This is a genomic window from Streptomyces sp. NPDC085927, assembly GCF_044540975.1.
Classification (GTDB): domain Bacteria; phylum Actinomycetota; class Actinomycetes; order Streptomycetales; family Streptomycetaceae; genus Streptomyces; species Streptomyces hirsutus.
Genome location: NZ_JBITSN010000013.1, coordinates 146,958 through 164,130, shown reverse-complemented (window position 1 = coordinate 164,130; position 17,173 = coordinate 146,958). Strand labels below are relative to the sequence as shown.

At 71.6% G+C, this 17,173-nt stretch carries 18 protein-coding genes; 9 read left to right on the top strand and 9 right to left on the bottom strand.

From position 1 onward, the window contains the following. The first annotated feature begins 125 nt into the window (after positions 1-125). A complete protein-coding gene (locus tag ACIF80_RS28480; protein WP_399809912.1) occupies positions 126-1,115 on the top strand; it encodes a DUF2510 domain-containing protein in 990 nt (329 codons plus the stop codon). 160 nt (positions 1,116-1,275) lie between these two features. Here ACIF80_RS28480 and ACIF80_RS28475 read toward each other — a convergent pair whose 3' ends face one another. After that, entirely contained in the window at positions 1,276-1,890 is a 615-nt protein-coding gene (locus tag ACIF80_RS28475; RefSeq protein WP_399809911.1) for a TetR/AcrR family transcriptional regulator, read from the bottom strand. 254 nt (positions 1,891-2,144) lie between these two features. Here ACIF80_RS28475 and ACIF80_RS28470 point away from each other — a divergent pair, with 254 nt between their 5' ends. Continuing rightward, positions 2,145-3,002 (top strand): phosphatase PAP2 family protein, encoded by an 858-nt coding sequence (locus ACIF80_RS28470; RefSeq protein WP_399809909.1) that lies wholly within the window; start codon positions 2,145-2,147, stop codon positions 3,000-3,002. Next, a complete protein-coding gene (locus ACIF80_RS28465) occupies positions 2,999-4,048 on the top strand; it encodes a hypothetical protein (protein ID WP_399809908.1) in 1,050 nt (349 codons plus the stop codon). Before ACIF80_RS28470 ends, ACIF80_RS28465 begins: the two co-directional genes overlap by 4 nt. Positions 4,049-4,093: 45 nt before the next feature. Here ACIF80_RS28465 and ACIF80_RS28460 read toward each other — a convergent pair whose 3' ends face one another. Next, positions 4,094-4,519, bottom strand: a complete 426-nt coding sequence (locus tag ACIF80_RS28460; protein WP_399809907.1) for a hypothetical protein — start codon at positions 4,517-4,519, stop codon at positions 4,094-4,096. Positions 4,520-4,629: 110 nt separating this feature from the next. Between ACIF80_RS28460 and ACIF80_RS28455 the strand changes: the two genes are divergently transcribed. Further along, complete coding sequence (locus ACIF80_RS28455; RefSeq protein ID WP_399809905.1) at positions 4,630-4,866, top strand: hypothetical protein; 237 nt, start codon at positions 4,630-4,632, stop codon at positions 4,864-4,866. 22 nt (positions 4,867-4,888) lie between these two features. Here the strand turns inward: ACIF80_RS28455 and ACIF80_RS28450 are convergent, their stop codons facing one another. Continuing rightward, positions 4,889-5,737, bottom strand: a complete 849-nt coding sequence (locus ACIF80_RS28450) for an IclR family transcriptional regulator C-terminal domain-containing protein (RefSeq protein ID WP_399809904.1) — start codon at positions 5,735-5,737, stop codon at positions 4,889-4,891. Positions 5,738-5,972: 235 nt separating this feature from the next. Between ACIF80_RS28450 and ACIF80_RS28445 the strand changes: the two genes are divergently transcribed. From ACIF80_RS28445 to ACIF80_RS28430, 4 genes are read left to right on the top strand one after another with little or no spacing between them, the layout of a single operon-like run. Next, entirely contained in the window at positions 5,973-6,941 is a 969-nt protein-coding gene (locus ACIF80_RS28445; RefSeq protein ID WP_399809902.1) for an ABC transporter substrate-binding protein, read from the top strand. Beyond that, positions 6,938-7,711, top strand: coding sequence for an ABC transporter permease (locus ACIF80_RS28440; protein ID WP_399809900.1), 774 nt, complete (start codon positions 6,938-6,940; stop codon positions 7,709-7,711). Before ACIF80_RS28445 ends, ACIF80_RS28440 begins: the two co-directional genes overlap by 4 nt. Next, positions 7,708-8,526, top strand: coding sequence for an ABC transporter permease (locus ACIF80_RS28435; RefSeq protein ID WP_399809899.1), 819 nt, complete (start codon positions 7,708-7,710; stop codon positions 8,524-8,526). Before ACIF80_RS28440 ends, ACIF80_RS28435 begins: the two co-directional genes overlap by 4 nt. A gap of 20 nt (positions 8,527-8,546) precedes the next feature. After that, positions 8,547-9,374 carry an ABC transporter ATP-binding protein gene (locus ACIF80_RS28430; protein WP_399809898.1) on the top strand — a complete coding sequence of 276 codons (828 nt, stop codon included), beginning with the start codon at positions 8,547-8,549 and terminating at the stop codon, positions 9,372-9,374. On the opposite strand, the gene ACIF80_RS28425 is transcribed toward ACIF80_RS28430, so the two are convergent. The 6 genes from ACIF80_RS28425 to ACIF80_RS28400 form a co-directional block, all read right to left on the bottom strand. Further along, entirely contained in the window at positions 9,346-11,025 is a 1,680-nt protein-coding gene (locus tag ACIF80_RS28425) for a glycoside hydrolase family 13 protein (protein WP_399809896.1), read from the bottom strand. The genes ACIF80_RS28430 and ACIF80_RS28425 overlap by 29 nt on opposite strands. 71 nt (positions 11,026-11,096) lie before the next feature. Beyond that, entirely contained in the window at positions 11,097-11,975 is an 879-nt protein-coding gene (locus tag ACIF80_RS28420; protein WP_399809894.1) for a carbohydrate ABC transporter permease, read from the bottom strand. Continuing rightward, positions 11,972-12,928, bottom strand: coding sequence for a carbohydrate ABC transporter permease (locus tag ACIF80_RS28415; RefSeq protein ID WP_399809892.1), 957 nt, complete (start codon positions 12,926-12,928; stop codon positions 11,972-11,974). The genes ACIF80_RS28420 and ACIF80_RS28415 overlap by 4 nt, the downstream gene beginning before the upstream one ends. Positions 12,929-12,966: 38 nt before the next feature. Further along, on the bottom strand, positions 12,967-14,310 hold the full coding sequence (locus ACIF80_RS28410; protein WP_399809890.1) for an ABC transporter substrate-binding protein: 1,344 nt from the start codon (positions 14,308-14,310) through the stop codon (positions 12,967-12,969). 226 nt (positions 14,311-14,536) lie between these two features. Beyond that, complete coding sequence (locus ACIF80_RS28405; protein WP_399809889.1) at positions 14,537-15,535, bottom strand: LacI family DNA-binding transcriptional regulator; 999 nt, start codon at positions 15,533-15,535, stop codon at positions 14,537-14,539. Between the two features lie 61 nt (positions 15,536-15,596). Then, positions 15,597-16,256, bottom strand: coding sequence for a hypothetical protein (locus ACIF80_RS28400; RefSeq protein ID WP_399809888.1), 660 nt, complete (start codon positions 16,254-16,256; stop codon positions 15,597-15,599). Positions 16,257-16,479: 223 nt separating this feature from the next. Between ACIF80_RS28400 and ACIF80_RS28395 the strand changes: the two genes are divergently transcribed. After that, a complete protein-coding gene (locus tag ACIF80_RS28395; RefSeq protein WP_399809990.1) occupies positions 16,480-17,142 on the top strand; it encodes a helix-turn-helix domain-containing protein in 663 nt (220 codons plus the stop codon). Positions 17,143-17,173: the final 31 nt, after the last annotated feature.

Sequence of the window (17,173 nt, the reverse complement as noted above, 5' to 3'; positions counted from 1 at the left end):
GGCCGGGATGTCCGGCCGCTCGGCCGACGCGCTCACGGGACGCGCACGCGCGGCCCGCACCTCGGACTCCCGAACTTACGGACCTCTCTCATCCCTCTTTCACCGACGCCTCATACGGTGGGGGCATGACGCAGGCGACTCCTCCCGGGTGGTACCCCGACCCCGGGCAGACGAATGACGGACCGGCCACCGAGCGCTGGTGGGACGGCACCTCCTGGACGGACCAGGTCCGGCCCACGGGATCGGCACCCGCCTGGGACCCTCCTGCGCCGGGCACGGCCGCCGGGCCGGTGCATCCGGCCCAGCCGGCGTACCCCGCGTATCCGGCGCATCCCGGGTACCCCGGGGTCGTGCAGCCCGGCCCGGGCTCCGGCCGGGGGCGGGGGCTGCGCATCGGGATAGCCGTGGCGGCGGCCGTCGCGGTGCTGGCGAGCATCGGGGCCGGCGTGTACGCGCTGACCGACGACGGCGGGAGCGGCACCTCCACCGCCTCGCAGGCGCCGGACGGACGGGACGGAGGTCCGCAGGGCGGTCCGGGCGAGGACGGCCCCGGCCCGGACACCTCCGAGCCGCCGCGGGTCGAGAGCGGGTCGGTGACCGACGGGCTGAGCGGAATCAGCCTGCCCATCCCGGACGGCTGGTACGGCCAGGAGGGCCAGGTGGGCGCCCAGATCATGTCGGAGGACACCTACGACTGCCCCGGTGACGCCTCCAGCACCTGCACCAAGGGCGGCGCGTACTCGGCACCGGCACAGGCCCTCGGCACCCGCGGCTCCACCGCGGAGGCGGTCGCCAAGGCGGACATCTCCGCCAACGCCGAGGAGTCGTACGGCGGCGATTCCTACGGGAGGATCAGCTCGCACGAGGTCCTCGAGTCGAAGGCGGTGACCGTCGCCGGGCAGAAGGGCTACCTGGTGCGCTGGAAGGCGGTCACCAGCAAGGGCTCCGACGGGTACGTCCAGTCGCTGGCCTTCCCCTCCCCCACGCAGCCCGAGCGGATGGTCGTCGTCCGCTTCGGTGTGGACACCGACCAGAAGCAGTCCGTCCTCGACGACATCACCAAGGGCATAGAGAAGGCCGAGAGCGGCGGCCGCGGCAACGGTCAGGACGTCTGAGCCCGCCGCCCCGGCGTCCACCACGCCGGGAAGACGGCCGGGTGGGGCTCCCCTCCGCTCAAGGGGAGCCCCACCCGGCCGGTGGTGCGCGCCGCCCCCGTCCCCACGGTGCGGCGCGGTCAGGTCGCCGCCCGGTCGTCCGGGAACGGCGGCCCTGGTCTCATTCGAGGCCGAGTGCCGGCAGTACGGCGGCCTCCACGAACCGGAGCAGATAGTCCGGGTCCGCGTTCCGCCCCTCCAGGAGGGGCCGCACCCGCAGCACGCCGAAGAACTGGGCCGGGACGTACGCCAGCGCCGGGTTCTCCGCGGAGACCTCACCGCGTTCGACCCCGCGCCGCAGGATCGCCTTCAGCGCGACGATCTCCGGTTCGACCAGCGCTTCGCGCAGTGCCTGGGCCAGCTCCGGGTCCTGCGTGACCGCGTGCCCGAGCGCCTGTAGCAACGAGGTGTCCTGCGCCGACCACGCGCCCGCGCTCCGGGCGGCCTCGCGCAGGTCCCCCGCGAGGGTGCCGGTGTCGATGCCGGTGAAGCGCGCCTGCCCGCTGGAGCGCAGGGCCGCGGCGACGAACCGGGGCTTGGTCTGCCACTGCCGGTACAGCGTGGACTTGCTGCACCGCGCCCGGGCCGCGACCCCGTCCATGGTGACGGCGTCGTAGCCGCACTGACGGATCTGTTCCAGAACCGCGTCGAAGAACTCCTGCTCACGCTCGGGCGTGATCTTGGAGCGGCGCGAACTGCCAACCTGTTCCGGCTGGTCCGCGGCCTGCGACGTCATCGGCTCGGCTCCTTGTCCTGGGGGCGGGCCCTCCGGGGTCCGGCTTCCCGTGCGCCTGCGCCCCCGCCCATCGATACGCAAGTGTACCGGAACGGTTCCGTATCGGTACACTCCCGTATCGGTACGAGCCCGTATCGGTACGGACATGTTTCGACTCGAACCCGCACCGGCGAAGGCCCGCACCACAGCGCGACCCGGCACCACCACTGCCACCAGCACCACCTCAGAACCAGCGTCGGCGAAAGGGCCGGGGGATGAATGCCCGCAGCGAGCCACCGAGCGAGCCGCCACCGGCGAGGCCCGACGCACCGCCGGCGTCCGGCGCCTCGGCGCGCCCGCCCCTCCTCCGTGAGCTCCTGCTCGTGGTGGCACTCTTCCTCGTCTACAAAAGCGGCCGCCGGCTCGCGACGGGCCACTCCGAAGCCGCCCTCCGCAACGGGCACGACGTGTGGGAGCTGGAACGAGCACTCCGCCTGCCCGGCGAGGGAGCGGTCCAGTCCCTGCTGCTGCACGGCGACGGCCTCGTGCACCTCGCGAACACCTACTACGCGGTCGTCCATTTCCCGGCCACCGCCGCCTTCCTGATCTGGCTCTACCTGCGCCGCCCGGTCCACTACCGGTGGGCGCGACGGGTGCTCGCCGCGGTCACCGCCGCCGCTCTGGTACTGCATCTGGCGTTCCCGCTCGCCCCGCCCCGGATGCTCGCCGCCACCGGCCTGGTGGACACCGCGCGGGTCTACGGGCCGTCGGTGTACGGGCCTCCGGAGACCGACACGTTGTCGAACCAGTTCGCGGCGATGCCCTCGCTGCATTTCGGCTGGGCGCTGATGGTGGCGATCGGCCTGGCCGTCGCCACCCGATCGCGGTGGCGGCTGCTGTGGCTGCTGCATCCGGTGCTGACGCTGCTGGTGATCGTGGGGACGGCGAACCACTTCTGGCTGGACGCGATCGTGGCAGCCGCCCTGCTCGGCACCGCCCTCGCGGCCCTGCGCCTCCCGCGCCCTGCCCGCCGGCCTCCGACCGCGCCCACCGTGCCGGCGAAGAGCGACGAGGCGGAGCAGACCGACGAGGCGAGGGCCGAGGGCGAGGAACTCGTGGGGGCGCGCCGATGAGCGCGAGCCTCGTCGCCGTCGCCCTGTCCCTCGTCTCCGCCGTCGCCTACGCGGCTGCCGCGGTCGCCCAGGAACGGCTGGCGTCACGGTCGCCCGGCACCGGTGCGCTGCGGCTGCTGGGCAGCGGCGCCTGGTGGTGGACGGTCGTGCTGAACGCCGCGGGCGCGCTGCTGCACGTCGTGGCGCTCGCGTACGGCCCGCTGACCGTGGTCCAGCCGCTCGGCGCGCTCACGCTGGTGGCGGCCGTGCCTCTGGGGGCGTGGGTCGCGGGGCGGCGGGTGGGCCGGACCGAGTGGCGGGGCACGGCGTTCACCCTCGTCGGTCTCGCGGCGATCCTGGTCACCGCCTCGGGGGCGGCACCGGACGACACGCTGTCCGTGTCCGAGGCGCTGCTGGTCGCGGGTGCCACGGCTGCCCTGATCGGCGTCCTGTCGCGGCCGCGTGCCCGGCCCGGACTGCGGCACGCGACCGCGTCGGGCATCGCCTCCGGGGTGGCCTCGGCACTCACCCAGACCGTGACGGTGGCGGTGACGGAGCGCCCGGGTCCGCTGCCGGACGTCCGGGTGATCGGGGTGGCCCTGCTCGTCGCCCTGTTCGCGGCCGGCGGGCTGCTGCTGTCCCAGACCGCCTACCGCAGCGGGCTGGGCGCCCCTCTCGCGGTGGTGACCCTGACGAACCCCGTGGCCGCCGCGGCGATCGGACTCTGGCTGCTCGGCGAGCGGTTCCGGGGCGGCCCGGCGGAGGTGCTGCTCGCCCTGGCCGGCGCGGCGCTCGCGTCGTGGGGCGTGATCCTCCTGACCCGGGCGACACCGCGCCCGCACCCCGCAGACCGCGCCGGGGTGCAGTCCGGGGCGGATTCCGCCGCGCCGGACCGCTCCGCGGCCACTCACCCCGAGGCCGTCCGCCCCGGGGCCGAGGTGCTCACCTTGCGTCCGGCACCGGCACCGTGCGGACTCGCCCGCCTCGTGCCCCGGCCCCGGTTCCGGCACCGGCACCGGCACCGGCACCGGCAGCCCGAACCGGGACGTCCGGCCGACGTGGCGTAGACGGCTCCACGGCGAGGGCTGGGCCGGGGCGGGGAACGGGAGCGGTCACCGGCCGTCGCGCGTCAGTTCGTCGACGATGAACCCGATCCCGACGCCGAGCATCCAGACGTCCTTGGCCAGCACGATGCCCTGCTGGGTGGGCCGCAGACTGCCTTCCTCACGCATCCCCGGCGTACGCAGGTACATCCCCAGCAGGCCCGACGAGAACGCGGCCAGCCCGGCACCGCCCACGAGCGTGGGGACGACGGGCAGCAGCAGAGCGGCACCCAGCGCGATCTCCCCGGCGGAGAGCAGCCGGGCGAAGGCGGCGGGCTGCACCTTCTCCAGGAACGGGTAGGTGGTCTTGGCCATCCCGTGCAACTGGGCGGCCGTCTCCTCGTCGGCACCCCGCTTGGACAGTCCGGAGTTGAGGATGAACGCCCCTAGGGCCAGACGGGGTGCCACGTGCCTGAGTTCGATGGGAAGACGCATGAGAACTCCCGGTCGCTGTGTAGCGCAGTGCCGTCCACCCTAGGACGATCCGGCCCTCCCGGCAGGTCGACGGCCGGGCCCGCTACCGCGCGTACGCGGCCTCCCGGCACGTGCGGACCCTGGCACCGCAGGGGCCGAAGCGGATCCTGTTCGCGCCGGACGTGGCCGGGACCGCGGAGCAGATCCTGGAGCGGCTGACCGCCGACCCGGTGGTCCGGGCCGTCTCCGAGCTGCGTCTGGAGCTGCCGTACGAGTTCCACCGCGACGACTACGAGCAGATCCTGCACGACGTACGCCACCTGATCGCACCGGAGCTGGGCTGGAAGCCCGGCGCCGGAGCGGAATGACGGCACGGCGGAACGACCCTGCTCATCTCCCGGCCCCGGCCCCGCTCCCGTTTCCGTTTCCGTTTCCGTTTCCGTGGGAGGCGGCCCGGGCCGGGCCGGTGATCCACAGGTCCGCCTCGATCCGCGCGACGGTCGCCAGCAGGTGCGGCAGCAGCTCCCGGCGGACGGACTCCACGGAGTTGCGGCCGGCGTGCACGGCGATGTTCACTCCGGCCACCACCGCGCCGTCCCGGTCCCGCACCGGGACGGCGACCGACCGCAGGCCCTCCTCCAGTTCCTGGTCGACCAGTGCGTGCCCCTGCCGGCCCACCCGGCGCAGTTCGGCCCGCACGGCGGATGCCGAGGTGAGGGTCCGGGAGGTGTACGGACGCAGGTCGGTGCGGGCCAGCCGGGCGTCGAGCTCCTCCTCCGGCAGATCCGCGAGGATGACCCGGCCGACCGACGTGAGATGGGCGGGGAAACGCGTGCCCACGGTGATGGAGGCACTCATGATGCGCCGGGTCAGGACGCGCGCCACGTAGACGATGTCGTCGCCGTCCAGGACGCAGAGCGACGACGACTCCCTCACCTGCGCGACGAGTCGCTCCAGATGGGGCTCGGCGATCTCCGGCAGCGTGCAACTGGCGAGGTAGGAGTAGCCGAGTTCCAGGACGCGCGGGGTGAGCCGGAAGAGCCGGCCGTCGGTGTGGACGTAGCCCAGGTCGGCGAGCGTGAGCAGGAAACGGCGGGCCGCCGCGCGGGTCAGTTCCGAGGCGCGGGCGACCTCGCTCAGGGTCAGCGCCGGATGGTCGGCGTCGAAGGCCCGGATGACGGCGAGACCGCGTCCGAAGGACCTCACGAAGTGCGGTGCACGGGCTGTGTCCTCGTTCATCCGGCCTCCGGCGGAAGGCTCGCGGCAGGGCGTGCGGCACGGCCGGCCGTACGCTGTGCGCACGCTATGAGTGCACCTCTCGCACTGTCAACGACACCTACGGCGACCACCGACGATCCATCCCGTCAGGGGCATTGACCTGAACTCGACAAGGGCCCTACGTTCCCGCTGTGTACGTTCGTGCTGTCTGCGAACAGCCTGGCGGAGCACCTGGTCCGGTCCCACAGGGGGAATCATGCGTCGTCTGTTCGTCGGCCTCACGGCCGTGTCCGTCCTGGCCTCCGCGACGGCGTGCGGCTCGTCCGGTTCCGAGGAGTCGAACGGCTCCGGTTCGTCCGGCGGCACCACCGAGGTGAAGGTGGGCCTCATCCCGATCGTCGATGTCGCGCCGCTGTACCTGGGCGAGAAGAAGGGCTTCTTCAGCGAACGCGGCCTGAAGCTGTCGATCTCCAGCGCCCAGGGCGGCGCGGCGATCGTTCCCGGCGTGGCCAGCGGTCAGTTCGAGTTCGGGTTCTCCAACATGACCTCGCTGCTGATCGCCCAGTCCAACAGCGTGCCGGTGAAGGGGGTGGCGAACGGCAACGCCTCGACCGGCGTGGAGGGCGAGGACTTCGCCGCGATCACCGTCAAGGGCGACAGCCCGGTCAAGTCGGCGAAGGACCTGGAGGGCAAGAAGGTCGCCGTCAACACGCTGAAGAACACGATGGAGCTCGGCGTACGCGCCTCGGTGACGAAGTCGGGCGGTGACCCCGGCAAGGTGGACTTCGTCGAGATGAACTTCGACCAGATGCCCGCCGCGCTCGACGGCGGGCAGATCGACGCCGCCATGGTGGTCGAGCCGGCGCTGGCCACGATCAAGGGCCAGGGCGGCCGGGAGATCGCGTCGTCCATGGTCGACATCGCCCCGGACCTCACCATCTCCCTGTACTTCACCTCCACGCAGTACGCGCAGAAGAACCCGGAGGTGGTGAAGAAGTTCCAGGAGGCCACCGCCGAGTCCCTCGCGTACGCCGACTCCCACCCGGACGAGGTGCGCGAGGTGGTCACCACGTACACGAAGATCCCGCCGGCCGTGCTGGAGCAGGTGACCCTGCCGAAGTGGCCGACCGACCCGAACCGCGCCTCCATCGAGCAGTTGGTGAAGCTCGGCGAGGAGGGTGACCTGTTCAAGCAGACGCCCGACCTGGACAAGCTGCTCCCGTGAGGGGCGAGAACGCCGCGCTCGGTGCGGCCGGGCTCGCCGGCTTCCTCGTCCTGGGCGAGCTGATCCCGCGGATCGGCCTGGTCGAGCAGGAGTACTTCCCGCCGGTCAGTCATGTCGCCGAAGCGCTCGGCACCGAGACCGGGGACCCCGCCTTCTGGACGGCGCTCGGTGACACCCTCACCGGCTGGGCGCTGGGCCTGGCGATCGCGGTCGCGGCCGGGATCGTCGTCGGCGTCCTCCTGTCGGTGGTGCCGTATCTCCGTGAGGCGACGGCGTCCACCATCGAGTTCCTGCGCCCGATCCCCTCGGTCGCGCTGATCCCCCTGGCGGTGCTGCTCTACGGCACGGAACTCCGGTCGGTGCTGCTGCTCGTCGTGTACGCCGCGTTCTGGCAGGTCCTGCTCCAGGTGCTGTACGGCGTGCGGGACGTCGACCCGGTCGCCGAGGAGACGGCACGCTCGTACGGGCTCGGCGCCTGGGCGCGGGTGCGGCACGTGATGTGGCCGAGCGCGCTGCCCTACGTCATGACCGGGGTGCGGCTGGCGGCGGCGGTGGCGCTGATCCTCGCCGTCACCGCCGAACTCGTCATCGGGGCACCGGGGCTGGGCGCGCGCATCGCGGTCGCCCAGACCTCGCAGGCGGTACCGGAGATGTACGCGCTGGTGGTGGTCACCGGGCTGCTCGGGCTGCTGATCAACATCGGTGCCCGGATGGTCGAGCGGCGGGCCCTGGCCTGGCACCAGTCGGTACGCGGGGAGGTGGCGGTGTGAAGGGGACGGTCCCGGGCCGGGCCGGCCCGGGCGCCTGGGTGCGGCGGCTGCGGCGGCTGGTCTTCGTGCTCGCCCTGCCCGTGGTGCTGGCGGCCGCGTGGTGGGTGACGTCGGACGCCAGCCAGGACGTGTACTGGCCGCCGCTGCGCACCATCGCAGAGGCGTTCCCGGACGTGTGGACCGCCGAGCGGTGGCGCGGTGACGTGCTGCCCAGCGTGCTCAGGCTCGCGGCGGGCGTCGCGCTCGCCGCCGTGACGGGCATCGCGCTCGGCACGGTCATCGGCTCCTACCGGCGGGTGCGGGCGGTGTGCGAACCGGTGCTGGAGTTCCTGCGGGCCGTGCCGCCGCCGGTGCTGGTTCCGGTGATCATGCTGTTCGCCGGCATCGGCGACACGATGAAGATCGTCGTCATCGCGAGCGGCTGTGTGTGGCCCATCCTGCTCAACACCGTCGAGGGGGTGCGGGCGGTCGACTCCGTGATGTCGGAGACGGCCCGCTCCTACGGCATCACGGGCGCCGCGCGGTTGCGGAACCTGGTGCTGCCGTCGGCGAGCCCGCAGATCTTCGCGGGCCTGCGCCAGGCCCTGTCGATCGGCATCATCCTCATGGTGATCAGCGAGATGTTCGCCGCCAGCAACGGGCTCGGCTTCACCATCGTGCAGTTCCAGCGGAGTTTCGCGATCCCCGACATGTGGACCGGCATCCTGCTGCTCGGCCTGCTGGGCTTCGCCCTGTCGGTCCTCTTCCAGTTGGCCGAGCGGCGGGTGCTCGCCTGGTACCACGGCCTGCGCGACGCCACCAGGCGGTCGCCGTGAAGCTCGAGAAAGGGGGGTCCATGCTCGACGTACGCGGCCTGCAGAAGGTCTACGAGGGATCCGGACGCCGAACCGAAGCGGTCCGCGATCTCACCTTCACGGTCGAGGCGGGAGAACTGGTCTGTCTCGTCGGCCCGTCGGGCTGCGGCAAGACGACCCTGCTGAAGTGCATGAGCGGGCTGCTCGCACCGACGTCCGGCGAAGTGACGCTGGCCGGGCGGAAGGTGGACGGGCCGCCGCCCGGGATGGCGTTCGTCTTCCAGGAGTACGGACGCAGCCTGTTTCCGTGGATGCGGGTCGGCGCCAACGTCGAACTCCCGCTGAAGCAGAAGGGCCTGAGCGCGGCCAGGCGCAAGGAACTGGTCGGTGACGCTCTGGAGTCGGTGGGGCTGGCGGACTCCGCCGGAGCGTATCCGTGGCAGCTGTCCGGCGGTATGCAGCAACGGGTCGCGATCGCACGGGCGTTGGCGTACGAGCCCGATGTGCTGCTGATGGACGAGCCGTTCGCCGCCGTGGACGCGCAGACCCGGGCCGATCTGGAGGACCTGGTGCGCCGGCTGTGGCAGGAGCGGTCGATGACCGTCCTGTTCGTCACCCATGACATCGACGAGGCCGTCTACCTCGGCGAGCGGGTGATCGTGCTGTCCAGGTCCCCCACCGTGGTCCAGGAGCAGCTGAAGGTCGATCTTCCTCGGGAGCGGGACCAGTTGACCACCCGGGTCGCCCCGCGCTTCGCCGAGCTGCGGACCCATGTGTACGAGCAGATCCAGGCGGCGAAGCGGGGAGCGGCGACGGCGGCCCAGGACGCCGCGGTGGGCCTCAGGAAGGATTCCCCTCCGGTTCGCTGAACCGGGCCGCCGGCGTACGGAGCCAGACGGCCGTGTCCCTCGGCAGCCGGTTCCCGGGGTCGAGGGGTCCGCTGGCGAGGAGGATCCCGGCGTGCTCGGGCAGGTCGGCCGGGGTGTCGGCGAGGTTGACGAGGCACCGCAGGCCGTCGGCGCGCTCGAAGGCCAGGACGCCGTCGGGGGCGGGGAGCCAGGTGAGCGGACCCGTGCCGAAGGCGGGGCGCAGGCGGATCGCCCGGCGGTAGAGGGTGAGCATGGAGCCGGGGTCGTCCTGCTGCCGGTCGACCGCGTACGCCGCCCAGTGGTCCGGCTGCGGAAGCCACGGTGTCTCCCGGGACCCGAATCCCGCGTACGGCTCCTTCGCCGCCCACGGCAGTGGCACCCTGCACCCGTCCCGTCCCGGATCGGTGCCCCCCGAGCGTGCGTGCATCGGATCCTGGATGTGCTCCCGTGCCACCTCCACCTCGGGAAGGCCCAGTTCCTCCCCCTGGTAGAGGTAGACCGTGCCGGGCAGCGCCAGCGACAGCAGGGCCGCGGCGCGGGCGCGCCGGGTGCCGAGGGCCAGGTCGGTCGGGGTGCCGAAGGTCTTGGCGGCGAAGTCGAATCCGGTGTCCGCGCGGCCGTAGCGGGTGACCGTACGGGTCACGTCGTGGTTGCACAGCACCCAGGTGGCGGGCGCGCCGACGGGGGCGTGCTCGGCGAGCGTCTCGTCGATGGAGGTCCGCAGCCGCGCCGCGTCCCAGGGGCAGGTCATGAAGGAGAAGTTGAACGCCGTGTGCAGTTCGTCGGGGCGCAGATAGCGCGCGAAGCGTTCCGCGTCCGGCAGCCAGACCTCGCCGACGAACACGGCGTCGTACTCGTCGGCGATGGCCCGCCACGCCCGGTAGACGTCGTGGAGTTCGTCCCGGTCGACGTACGGGTGCGGGCCCGGGCCCTCGACGAGGTCCGGCAGCAGGGGGTCCTTGGCCGGCAGGGCGGCGGAGTCGATGCGGACACCGGCCACGCCCCGCTCGAACCAGAAACGCAGGATGTCCTCGTGCTCCTGGCGGACCGCGGGATGCGCCCAGTTGAGGTCGGGCTGCTCGGGGGCGAACAGGTGGAGGTACCAGTCGCCGCCGGAATCGACAGGGCCCGAAGGGCCTTCCCCGGGAGGGCGGTGGGGGGAGACGGGCAGGCGGGTCCAGGCGGGGCCGCCGAACTCCGACGTCCAGTTGTTCGGGGGCAGTTCGCCGTGCTCACCGCGGCCCGGCCGGAAGTGGAACAGGTCCCGTTCGGGCCCGCCGGCCAGGGCGGCGCGGAACCAGGCGTGCTGGTCGGAGACGTGGTTGGGCACGATGTCGATGATCGTGCGGATGCCGAGTTCCCGTGCCTCGGCGATGAGTTTCTCCGCCTCGGCGAGGGTGCCGAAGGCCGGGTCGACCGTCCGGTAGTCGGCGACGTCGTAGCCGCCGTCCTTCATCGGGGACAGGTACCAGGGGTTGAACCACAGGGCGTCGACACCGAGTTCGGCGAGGTACGGCAGTCTCGCCCGGACTCCGGCGAGGTCACCGGTGCCGTCGCCGTCGCCGTCGGCGAAGCTGCGGACGTACACCTGGTGGATGACGGCGGAGCGCCACCAGTCGTCGTCGCTCCGGGCAGGGGTGGGCTGTCCCACGGTGCGTGCCTTTCTCTTCGGTGGACGGGTTCGGTGTCGGCCTCGGGGCCGTGACGGCCGCCGGTGCCGCGTCAGCCCTTGGTGCTGCCCGCGCCGATCCCGGCGATGATGTGCCGCTGGAAGACGAGGAACAGCGCGACCATGGGGATGCTGGCGATCACCATCGCGGCGATGAGGACGGTCAGCTGGACGTTCTGCGACAGCTGCACCAGGGCCACGCTGATCGGCTGCTTGCCGGTGTCGGAGAAGACCATCAGCGGCCACAGGAAGTCCTGCCACACCGCGACCAGGGCGAAGATCGACACGACACCGAGCACCGGCCGGGACATGGGCAGCACGATGGACCACAGGGTGCGCAGCCGCCCGGCGCCGTCGATCTCGGCGGCCTCCAGGACGTCCCGCGGCAACTGGTCGAAGAACCGCTTGAGCAGGTAGAGGTTGAAGGCGTTGGCGACGGCGGGGAGCCAGATGGCGAGCGGGTCGTTGAGCAGGCTGGTGTGGATCAGCGGCAGGTCGGCGACGACGAGGTACTTGGGTACGACCAGGGCCTGCGCGGGGACCATGAGGGTGGCGAGGATCCCGCCGAGGACCACGTTGCCGAAGGCGGGCCGCAGCCGGGACAGGGCGTAGGCGGCGGCCGTGCAGAACACCAGCTGGAACAGCCAGGCGCCGGCCGCCTGCACCACCGTGTTCCACAGGTGGGTGGGGAGCTGCATCAGTTCCCAGGCGTCGGTCCAGCCGCTCGTGCTCCACCGGTCGGGGAGGAGGCCGGGCGGGGTGCGCGCCACCTCGTCCGGGGACTTCATCGCGCCGGTGACCATCCAGTAGACGGGGAAGAGGAAGGCCAGCGCGAAGAGCAGGACGACGCCGGTGAACACGGTCCAGTAGACCGCCCGGCCCCGGGGGCGGGCCAGGACGGCCGGGGAGACGAGGGTGCGGGTGCTGCTCATGCCGCCTCCTCGGAGGAACGGGTGAGCCGGAGGTAGCCGGCGGAGAACAGTCCGAGGAGGGCGAGGAGCATCACGCTGAGCGCGCAGGCACCGCCGAAGTCGTTGTAGAGGAAGGCGTACTTGTAGATGAGGTAGAGGACGGTGACGGTGGAGCTCTCCGGGCCGCCGCCGGTGATCACGAACGGTTCGGTGAACACCTGCATGGTGGCGATGATCTGAAGGAGCATCAGCATCAGGATGACGAATCTCGTCTGGGGGACCGTCACGTGCCGGATGCGCTGGAACAGGTTCGCGCCGTCGAGTTCGGCGGCCTCGTACAGCTCGCCCGGGACGGACTGGAGGGCGGCGAGGTAGATCAGGACGGTGCCGCCCATGTTGGCCCAGGTGGCGACGATCACCAGGGAGACGAGGGCGGTGTCGGCGCCGTTGGACCAGTTCGAGGTGGGCAGGTGCAGGAACCGCAGTGCCTCGTTGGCGAGGCCGGTGCCCGGGTCGTAGAACCACTTCCACAGCAGGGCGCTGACCACCGGTGGGATCATCACCGGGAGATAGACCACGATGCGGAAGAACGCCTTGGCGTGCCGGAGTTCGTTCAGCACGAGGGCGAGGACGAACGGGACGGCGAAGCCGATCAGCAGGGCCAGCAGGGTGAAGGTGAGGGTGTTGCGCCAGGCCGCGCCGAATTCGGGGTCGGACAGGACGCGGGTGAAGTTGGCGGTGCCCACCCATTCGGGCGGCGAGCCCGGCGTGTACTTCTGGAAGGCGATCACGACGGCGCGGATCGCCGGGTACCAGGAGAACAGGGCGAAGCAGACGAGGCCGCCCAGGAGGAAGCCGTAGGCGTGCGCCTGGTCGGCGAGGCGGCGCCGTCCGCGGTCTCCGGACGGGGACGGCGCCTTCACCGGGCGGACGGCGGGCGCCGGGGCGGCGGGCCGTGCGGCGGTCTTCGTCATCGTGGGCCGGCCTCGCACGTGGGGGTCGTCATCGCCGGTCAGCCTCGCGCCAGGATGCCGTCGATCTTGGTGGAGGCGTCCTTCAGGAGCCGGCCGATGTCGGCGTCCTCCTTGGTGAGGACCGCGGAGACGACCCCGTCGAGGACGGAGTACAGCTGCTGCGCCTGCGGCGGCTCGATCCTCATCTCCAGGTCCTGGTTGCCGTCGAGGAAGGCCTGGTAGTTCTCCACCGGCACGTTGGCGTGGGACTCCTTGACCTGCTGGTCCCTGGCGTCGGCGGCGCCGGTGAACAGCCGGGGCTCGGGCAGGCCGACCGGTGCGTCGTTCTCCTTCGCGCGGGCGTAGTCGCCGAGGAAGCCGTCGCCGGGGGTGAGGAACATGTGGTCGAGCCACTTCAGGCCGGCCCTGATCTGGGCGGGCGAGGCCTTCTTGTTGAACATGTAGCCGTCGCCGCCGATGAGGGTGGCCTGTCCGCCGGGCATGGGCGCGAGGGCGAGGTCCTTGTACTCGGCGCCCTTCTCCTTCACCAGGATCGGGATGTTGTCGGGAGCCGCGAGGTACATGCCGAGCTTGCCGGCGCCCATCATCTGCTGGACGTCGTTGATGACGAGCAGCTGTCTGCTGCCCATGGAGTCGTCCTTCCACCGCATGTCGTGCAGGGTCTGCAGGACCGCGCGGCCTTCGGGCGAGTCGACGGCCGCCTTCCTTCCGTCGGGGGTGACGACGTCGCCGCCCTGGGAGTAGAGCTCGGCGGTGAAGTGCCAGCCGCCCTGGTTCTGGGCGCTGTAGTCGGCGTAGCCGACGGTGCCGTCGCCGAGTGCGGCGATCTTCTTCGCGGCGTCGCGGACCTCGGCCCAGGTGGTGGGCGGCCGGTCGGGGTCGAGTCCGGCCCGCTCGAAGAGCTGCCGGTGGTAGACCAGCCCCATGGAGTACCCGGTGCGCGGTACGCCGTAGATCCTGCCGTCGACGGTGTAGATGTCCCGCAGTTGCTGCTGGATCGTCCCGTAGCTCTTCAACTCCTTGACGTACGGGGTGAGATCGGCCGCCTGCTTGATGTCGACGACATGACGCGCGTCGGTGAAGTACGTGTAGAACACGTCCTCCATCTGCCCGCCGGCGAGCTTGGCGTCGAAGGTCTTCGGGTCCTGGCAGGGGAACGCGTCGTGCGGGACGACGTCGATGTCCGGGTTCTTCTTCTCGAAGGCGGCGATGTCCTCCTCGAAGAACCGGCGGTCGACCTTGGCGCTCTTGGGCGGCATGCAGTTGACCGTGATGCGGGTCTTGCCGTCGGCTGCCTGGTCGTCGTTCGACCCGCAGGCGGTGAGCGTGAGGGCGCCGACGCCTAGCGCGACGAGGGTACGGCGGATCCCGGTGCTTCTCATCGATGGACCCCTCTGGGACAGGAGCGGGTGAACCCCTCGGAACAGGAGCGGTGGGCGGGGCACACTCAAGCACCGACGACAGGGGTCCGCAAGATGTCGCGCAGAATTTGAAATTATTCGACAGTCGACCGGAAGCGAAGCGGAATCAGGGTCGCAGCGGGCCGGACCTCCCGGACGGCGCGGTCCGGGAGGTCCGGCTCCCGGGGACGGCGGGGCGCCTCGGTCCTCAGGTCCGGGGGGCCTGCGCGGTCGACCCGCGCACCACCAGCTCCGGCTCGAACAACAGCTCCTCGGCGGCGACCTGCCCCCCGTTGATCTGCGCGTTCAGCAGTTCCACGACGGCCCTGCCCATGGCCTCGATGGGCTGGCGGACCGTGGTGAGCGGGGGCTCGGTGCAGTTCATCAGGGCCGAGTCGTCGTAGCCGACGACCGAGATCTGCGCGGGGACGTCGAGTCCCCTGCGGCGGGCGGCCCGTACCGCGCCGAGGGCGAGGGGGTCGCTGGCACAGATGAAACCGGTGACGCCCCGGTCGATGAGCCGGGAGGCGGCGGCGTGCCCGCCCTCGATGGAGAACATGGCGCGGGCGACGTGCTCGTCGGGCACCTCGCCGGCGACCGCGCGGACGGCGGCCAGCTTGCGGGCCGACGGGACGTGGTCGGCGGGGCCGAGCACCAGACCGATGCGCTCGTGACCGAGCGAGGCCAGATGCCGCCAGGCCTGTTCCACGGCCACGGCGTCGTCGCAGGAGACGCCGGGGAAGCCGAGGTTCTCTATGGCAGCGTTGACGAGGACGACCGGAATGTTGCGCTCGGCGAGCTGCCGGTAGTGGTCGTGGGGCGCGTCGGCCTGGGCGTAGAGCCCGCCCGCGAAGACGACGCCGGACACCTGCTGCTGGAGCAGCAGCGTCACGTAGTCCGCCTCGGAGACGCCGCCGCGGGTCTGGGTGCACAGCACCGGGGTCAGTCCGAGCTGGGCCAGCGCGCCGCCGATCACCTCGGCGAAGGCGGGGAAGATCGGGTTCTGCAGCTCGGGCAGCACCAGGCCGACCAGCCGGGCGCGCTCGCCGCGCAGCTGGGTGGGCCGCTCGTAACCGAGCACGTCCAGGGCGGAGAGCACGGCCTGCCGGGTGGACTCGGAGACTCCCGGCTTGCCGTTGAGCACCCGGCTGACCGTGGCCTCGCTGACCCCGACCTTCTTCGCCACCACAGCAAGTCGTCGCGTCATGAACGCAAGAATAGCGCAAGTCACGCAAGCAACTTGCGTGGGCGTGCAAGAAACCGGCGCGTCAGAGCGGTTCCGGCACCACGCTGAGATGGGAGGCGGCGCGCCGGCGTCTGCGATGGCCGGACGGGGTGCGGCGCGCCTCGCGCAGGACCAGCGTCAGCCGGATGCAGTCCATGTCGTCGAGAATCCTGGTCGTCTCCACGACGAGACGGCAGTCGGTGTCCCCCCAGCGCGGATCGGGGTGCCGCAACGGCCGTACGGCGCCGTCGTGTTCGGCGGCCTGCTCGCCGACGGCGCGGAGCCAGTGCGGCAGTCCCTGACGGTAGGCGGCCTCCATGATGGGGTCCTGGGCGATGTCCCGGCGGATGGCCTGCAGCCCGTGGTCGTGGCCGTGCCGCTCCACCGTCTTGGCGAAGTGCGCCAGCATCGGCAGGCACCAGCTCGACTCGTGCTCCCCCAGCACGGTGGCGGCGTCCGGGTGGAAGAGGACGAACCGGAGGAAGTTGTCACCGGGCATGGCCGTCGGATGCGGTTCGACATCCCGGAAAAGTGTCCGGAAAGCGGTGTTGGCCAGCAGCACGTCCCAGCGGCGGTCGACCACCAGGGAGGGGAAGGGCACCGCGTGGAGGAACGCGGCGTAGTCCTCCAGATAGGCCTGCGCCTCGGGAGTCTCGGGACCGGGCCGCGGTATCGGCCGCCGGCCTCCTGCCTGATGTGCCATCGGGAGGTCACCCCTCTTGCCTGTGCGGCCTTGACGCGGCGCCCCGATCCTGCGGGTCGAACCTCGAGCGTGTCAACTATCGTGGCATTTCATGTCGGTTGACGGCTGAAATTGGCCACAGTTGTGGCGAGACCTGGATGTGAGTTCGAGACACGGGCTAGTCTCCGTGAAGTTCACGGCAACCACATGTGAGAAGCGTGTGAGAGACGTAGGAGATCTGTCGGTGACGGGGGGCTTCGTGGGTGAGGGACAGGACACCGCGCCGACGACCGCGCTGTCGGCCGTCGTCGCCCGCGTCGCCGCACTCGCCGACCGGCTCGACGTGCCGCACACCGAGGTCTTCGGCATCGGCCGGCTCTCCGCGGCCTCCGGAGTCCCGGAGCCGGTGGTCAAGGCCCTGCTGAGCGGCCGGCCCGCGGGCGAACCCGAGGTGCAGACCCGGTTCGTGCAGCGTCTGGACCTGCTGCGCCGCACCCGGCTCAAACCGAACGGCCGCAAGTACACGCAGCAGGAGATAGCCGACGGCGCGGGCATGTCCCGGCAGCAGGCCGGCGCCCTGCTCAACGGCGACCGGCGTCCCACCATGGAGCACTGCGACGCCATCCAGCGGTTCTTCCGGGTGCACGCCGGGTTCCTCACCGCCGAGGACCCCGAAGCCCTCGCGAACGCGCTCCGGCACACCGAGCAGGAGCTGCTGCAGAACCTGGCCGACCGGGAGCGGCGGGCCGCCGCGGCGGCCGACGACCCACTGGAGCGGCTGCTGCAGGACCACGGGGTGCGCGGCATCGCGTGGCGGGCCGCCCAGCTCCCCACCGACCAGCACCGCGACAAGGTCGCGGAGTGGCTGGACATGCTCCTGGAGAGCGTCCAGCGGCCCAAGGCCTGAGCTGGGGAGGGCCTGAGCCGGGGGGTGCTTC

Coding starts and splice junctions, on each gene's coding strand:
- ACIF80_RS28480 (WP_399809912.1), top strand. CDS start 126: ATGACGCAGGCGACTCCTCCCGGGTGGTACCCCGACCCCGGGCAGACG.
- ACIF80_RS28400 (WP_399809888.1), bottom strand. CDS start 16,256: ATGGCACATCAGGCAGGAGGCCGGCGGCCGATACCGCGGCCCGGTCCC.
- ACIF80_RS28450 (WP_399809904.1), bottom strand. CDS start 5,737: ATGAACGAGGACACAGCCCGTGCACCGCACTTCGTGAGGTCCTTCGGA.
- ACIF80_RS28470 (WP_399809909.1), top strand. CDS start 2,145: ATGAATGCCCGCAGCGAGCCACCGAGCGAGCCGCCACCGGCGAGGCCC.
- ACIF80_RS28415 (WP_399809892.1), bottom strand. CDS start 12,928: ATGACGAAGACCGCCGCACGGCCCGCCGCCCCGGCGCCCGCCGTCCGC.
- ACIF80_RS28410 (WP_399809890.1), bottom strand. CDS start 14,310: ATGAGAAGCACCGGGATCCGCCGTACCCTCGTCGCGCTAGGCGTCGGC.
- ACIF80_RS28475 (WP_399809911.1), bottom strand. CDS start 1,890: ATGACGTCGCAGGCCGCGGACCAGCCGGAACAGGTTGGCAGTTCGCGC.
- ACIF80_RS28420 (WP_399809894.1), bottom strand. CDS start 11,975: ATGAGCAGCACCCGCACCCTCGTCTCCCCGGCCGTCCTGGCCCGCCCC.
- ACIF80_RS28445 (WP_399809902.1), top strand. CDS start 5,973: ATGCGTCGTCTGTTCGTCGGCCTCACGGCCGTGTCCGTCCTGGCCTCC.
- ACIF80_RS28465 (WP_399809908.1), top strand. CDS start 2,999: ATGAGCGCGAGCCTCGTCGCCGTCGCCCTGTCCCTCGTCTCCGCCGTC.
- ACIF80_RS28460 (WP_399809907.1), bottom strand. CDS start 4,519: ATGCGTCTTCCCATCGAACTCAGGCACGTGGCACCCCGTCTGGCCCTA.
- ACIF80_RS28405 (WP_399809889.1), bottom strand. CDS start 15,535: ATGACGCGACGACTTGCTGTGGTGGCGAAGAAGGTCGGGGTCAGCGAG.
- ACIF80_RS28430 (WP_399809898.1), top strand. CDS start 8,547: ATGCTCGACGTACGCGGCCTGCAGAAGGTCTACGAGGGATCCGGACGC.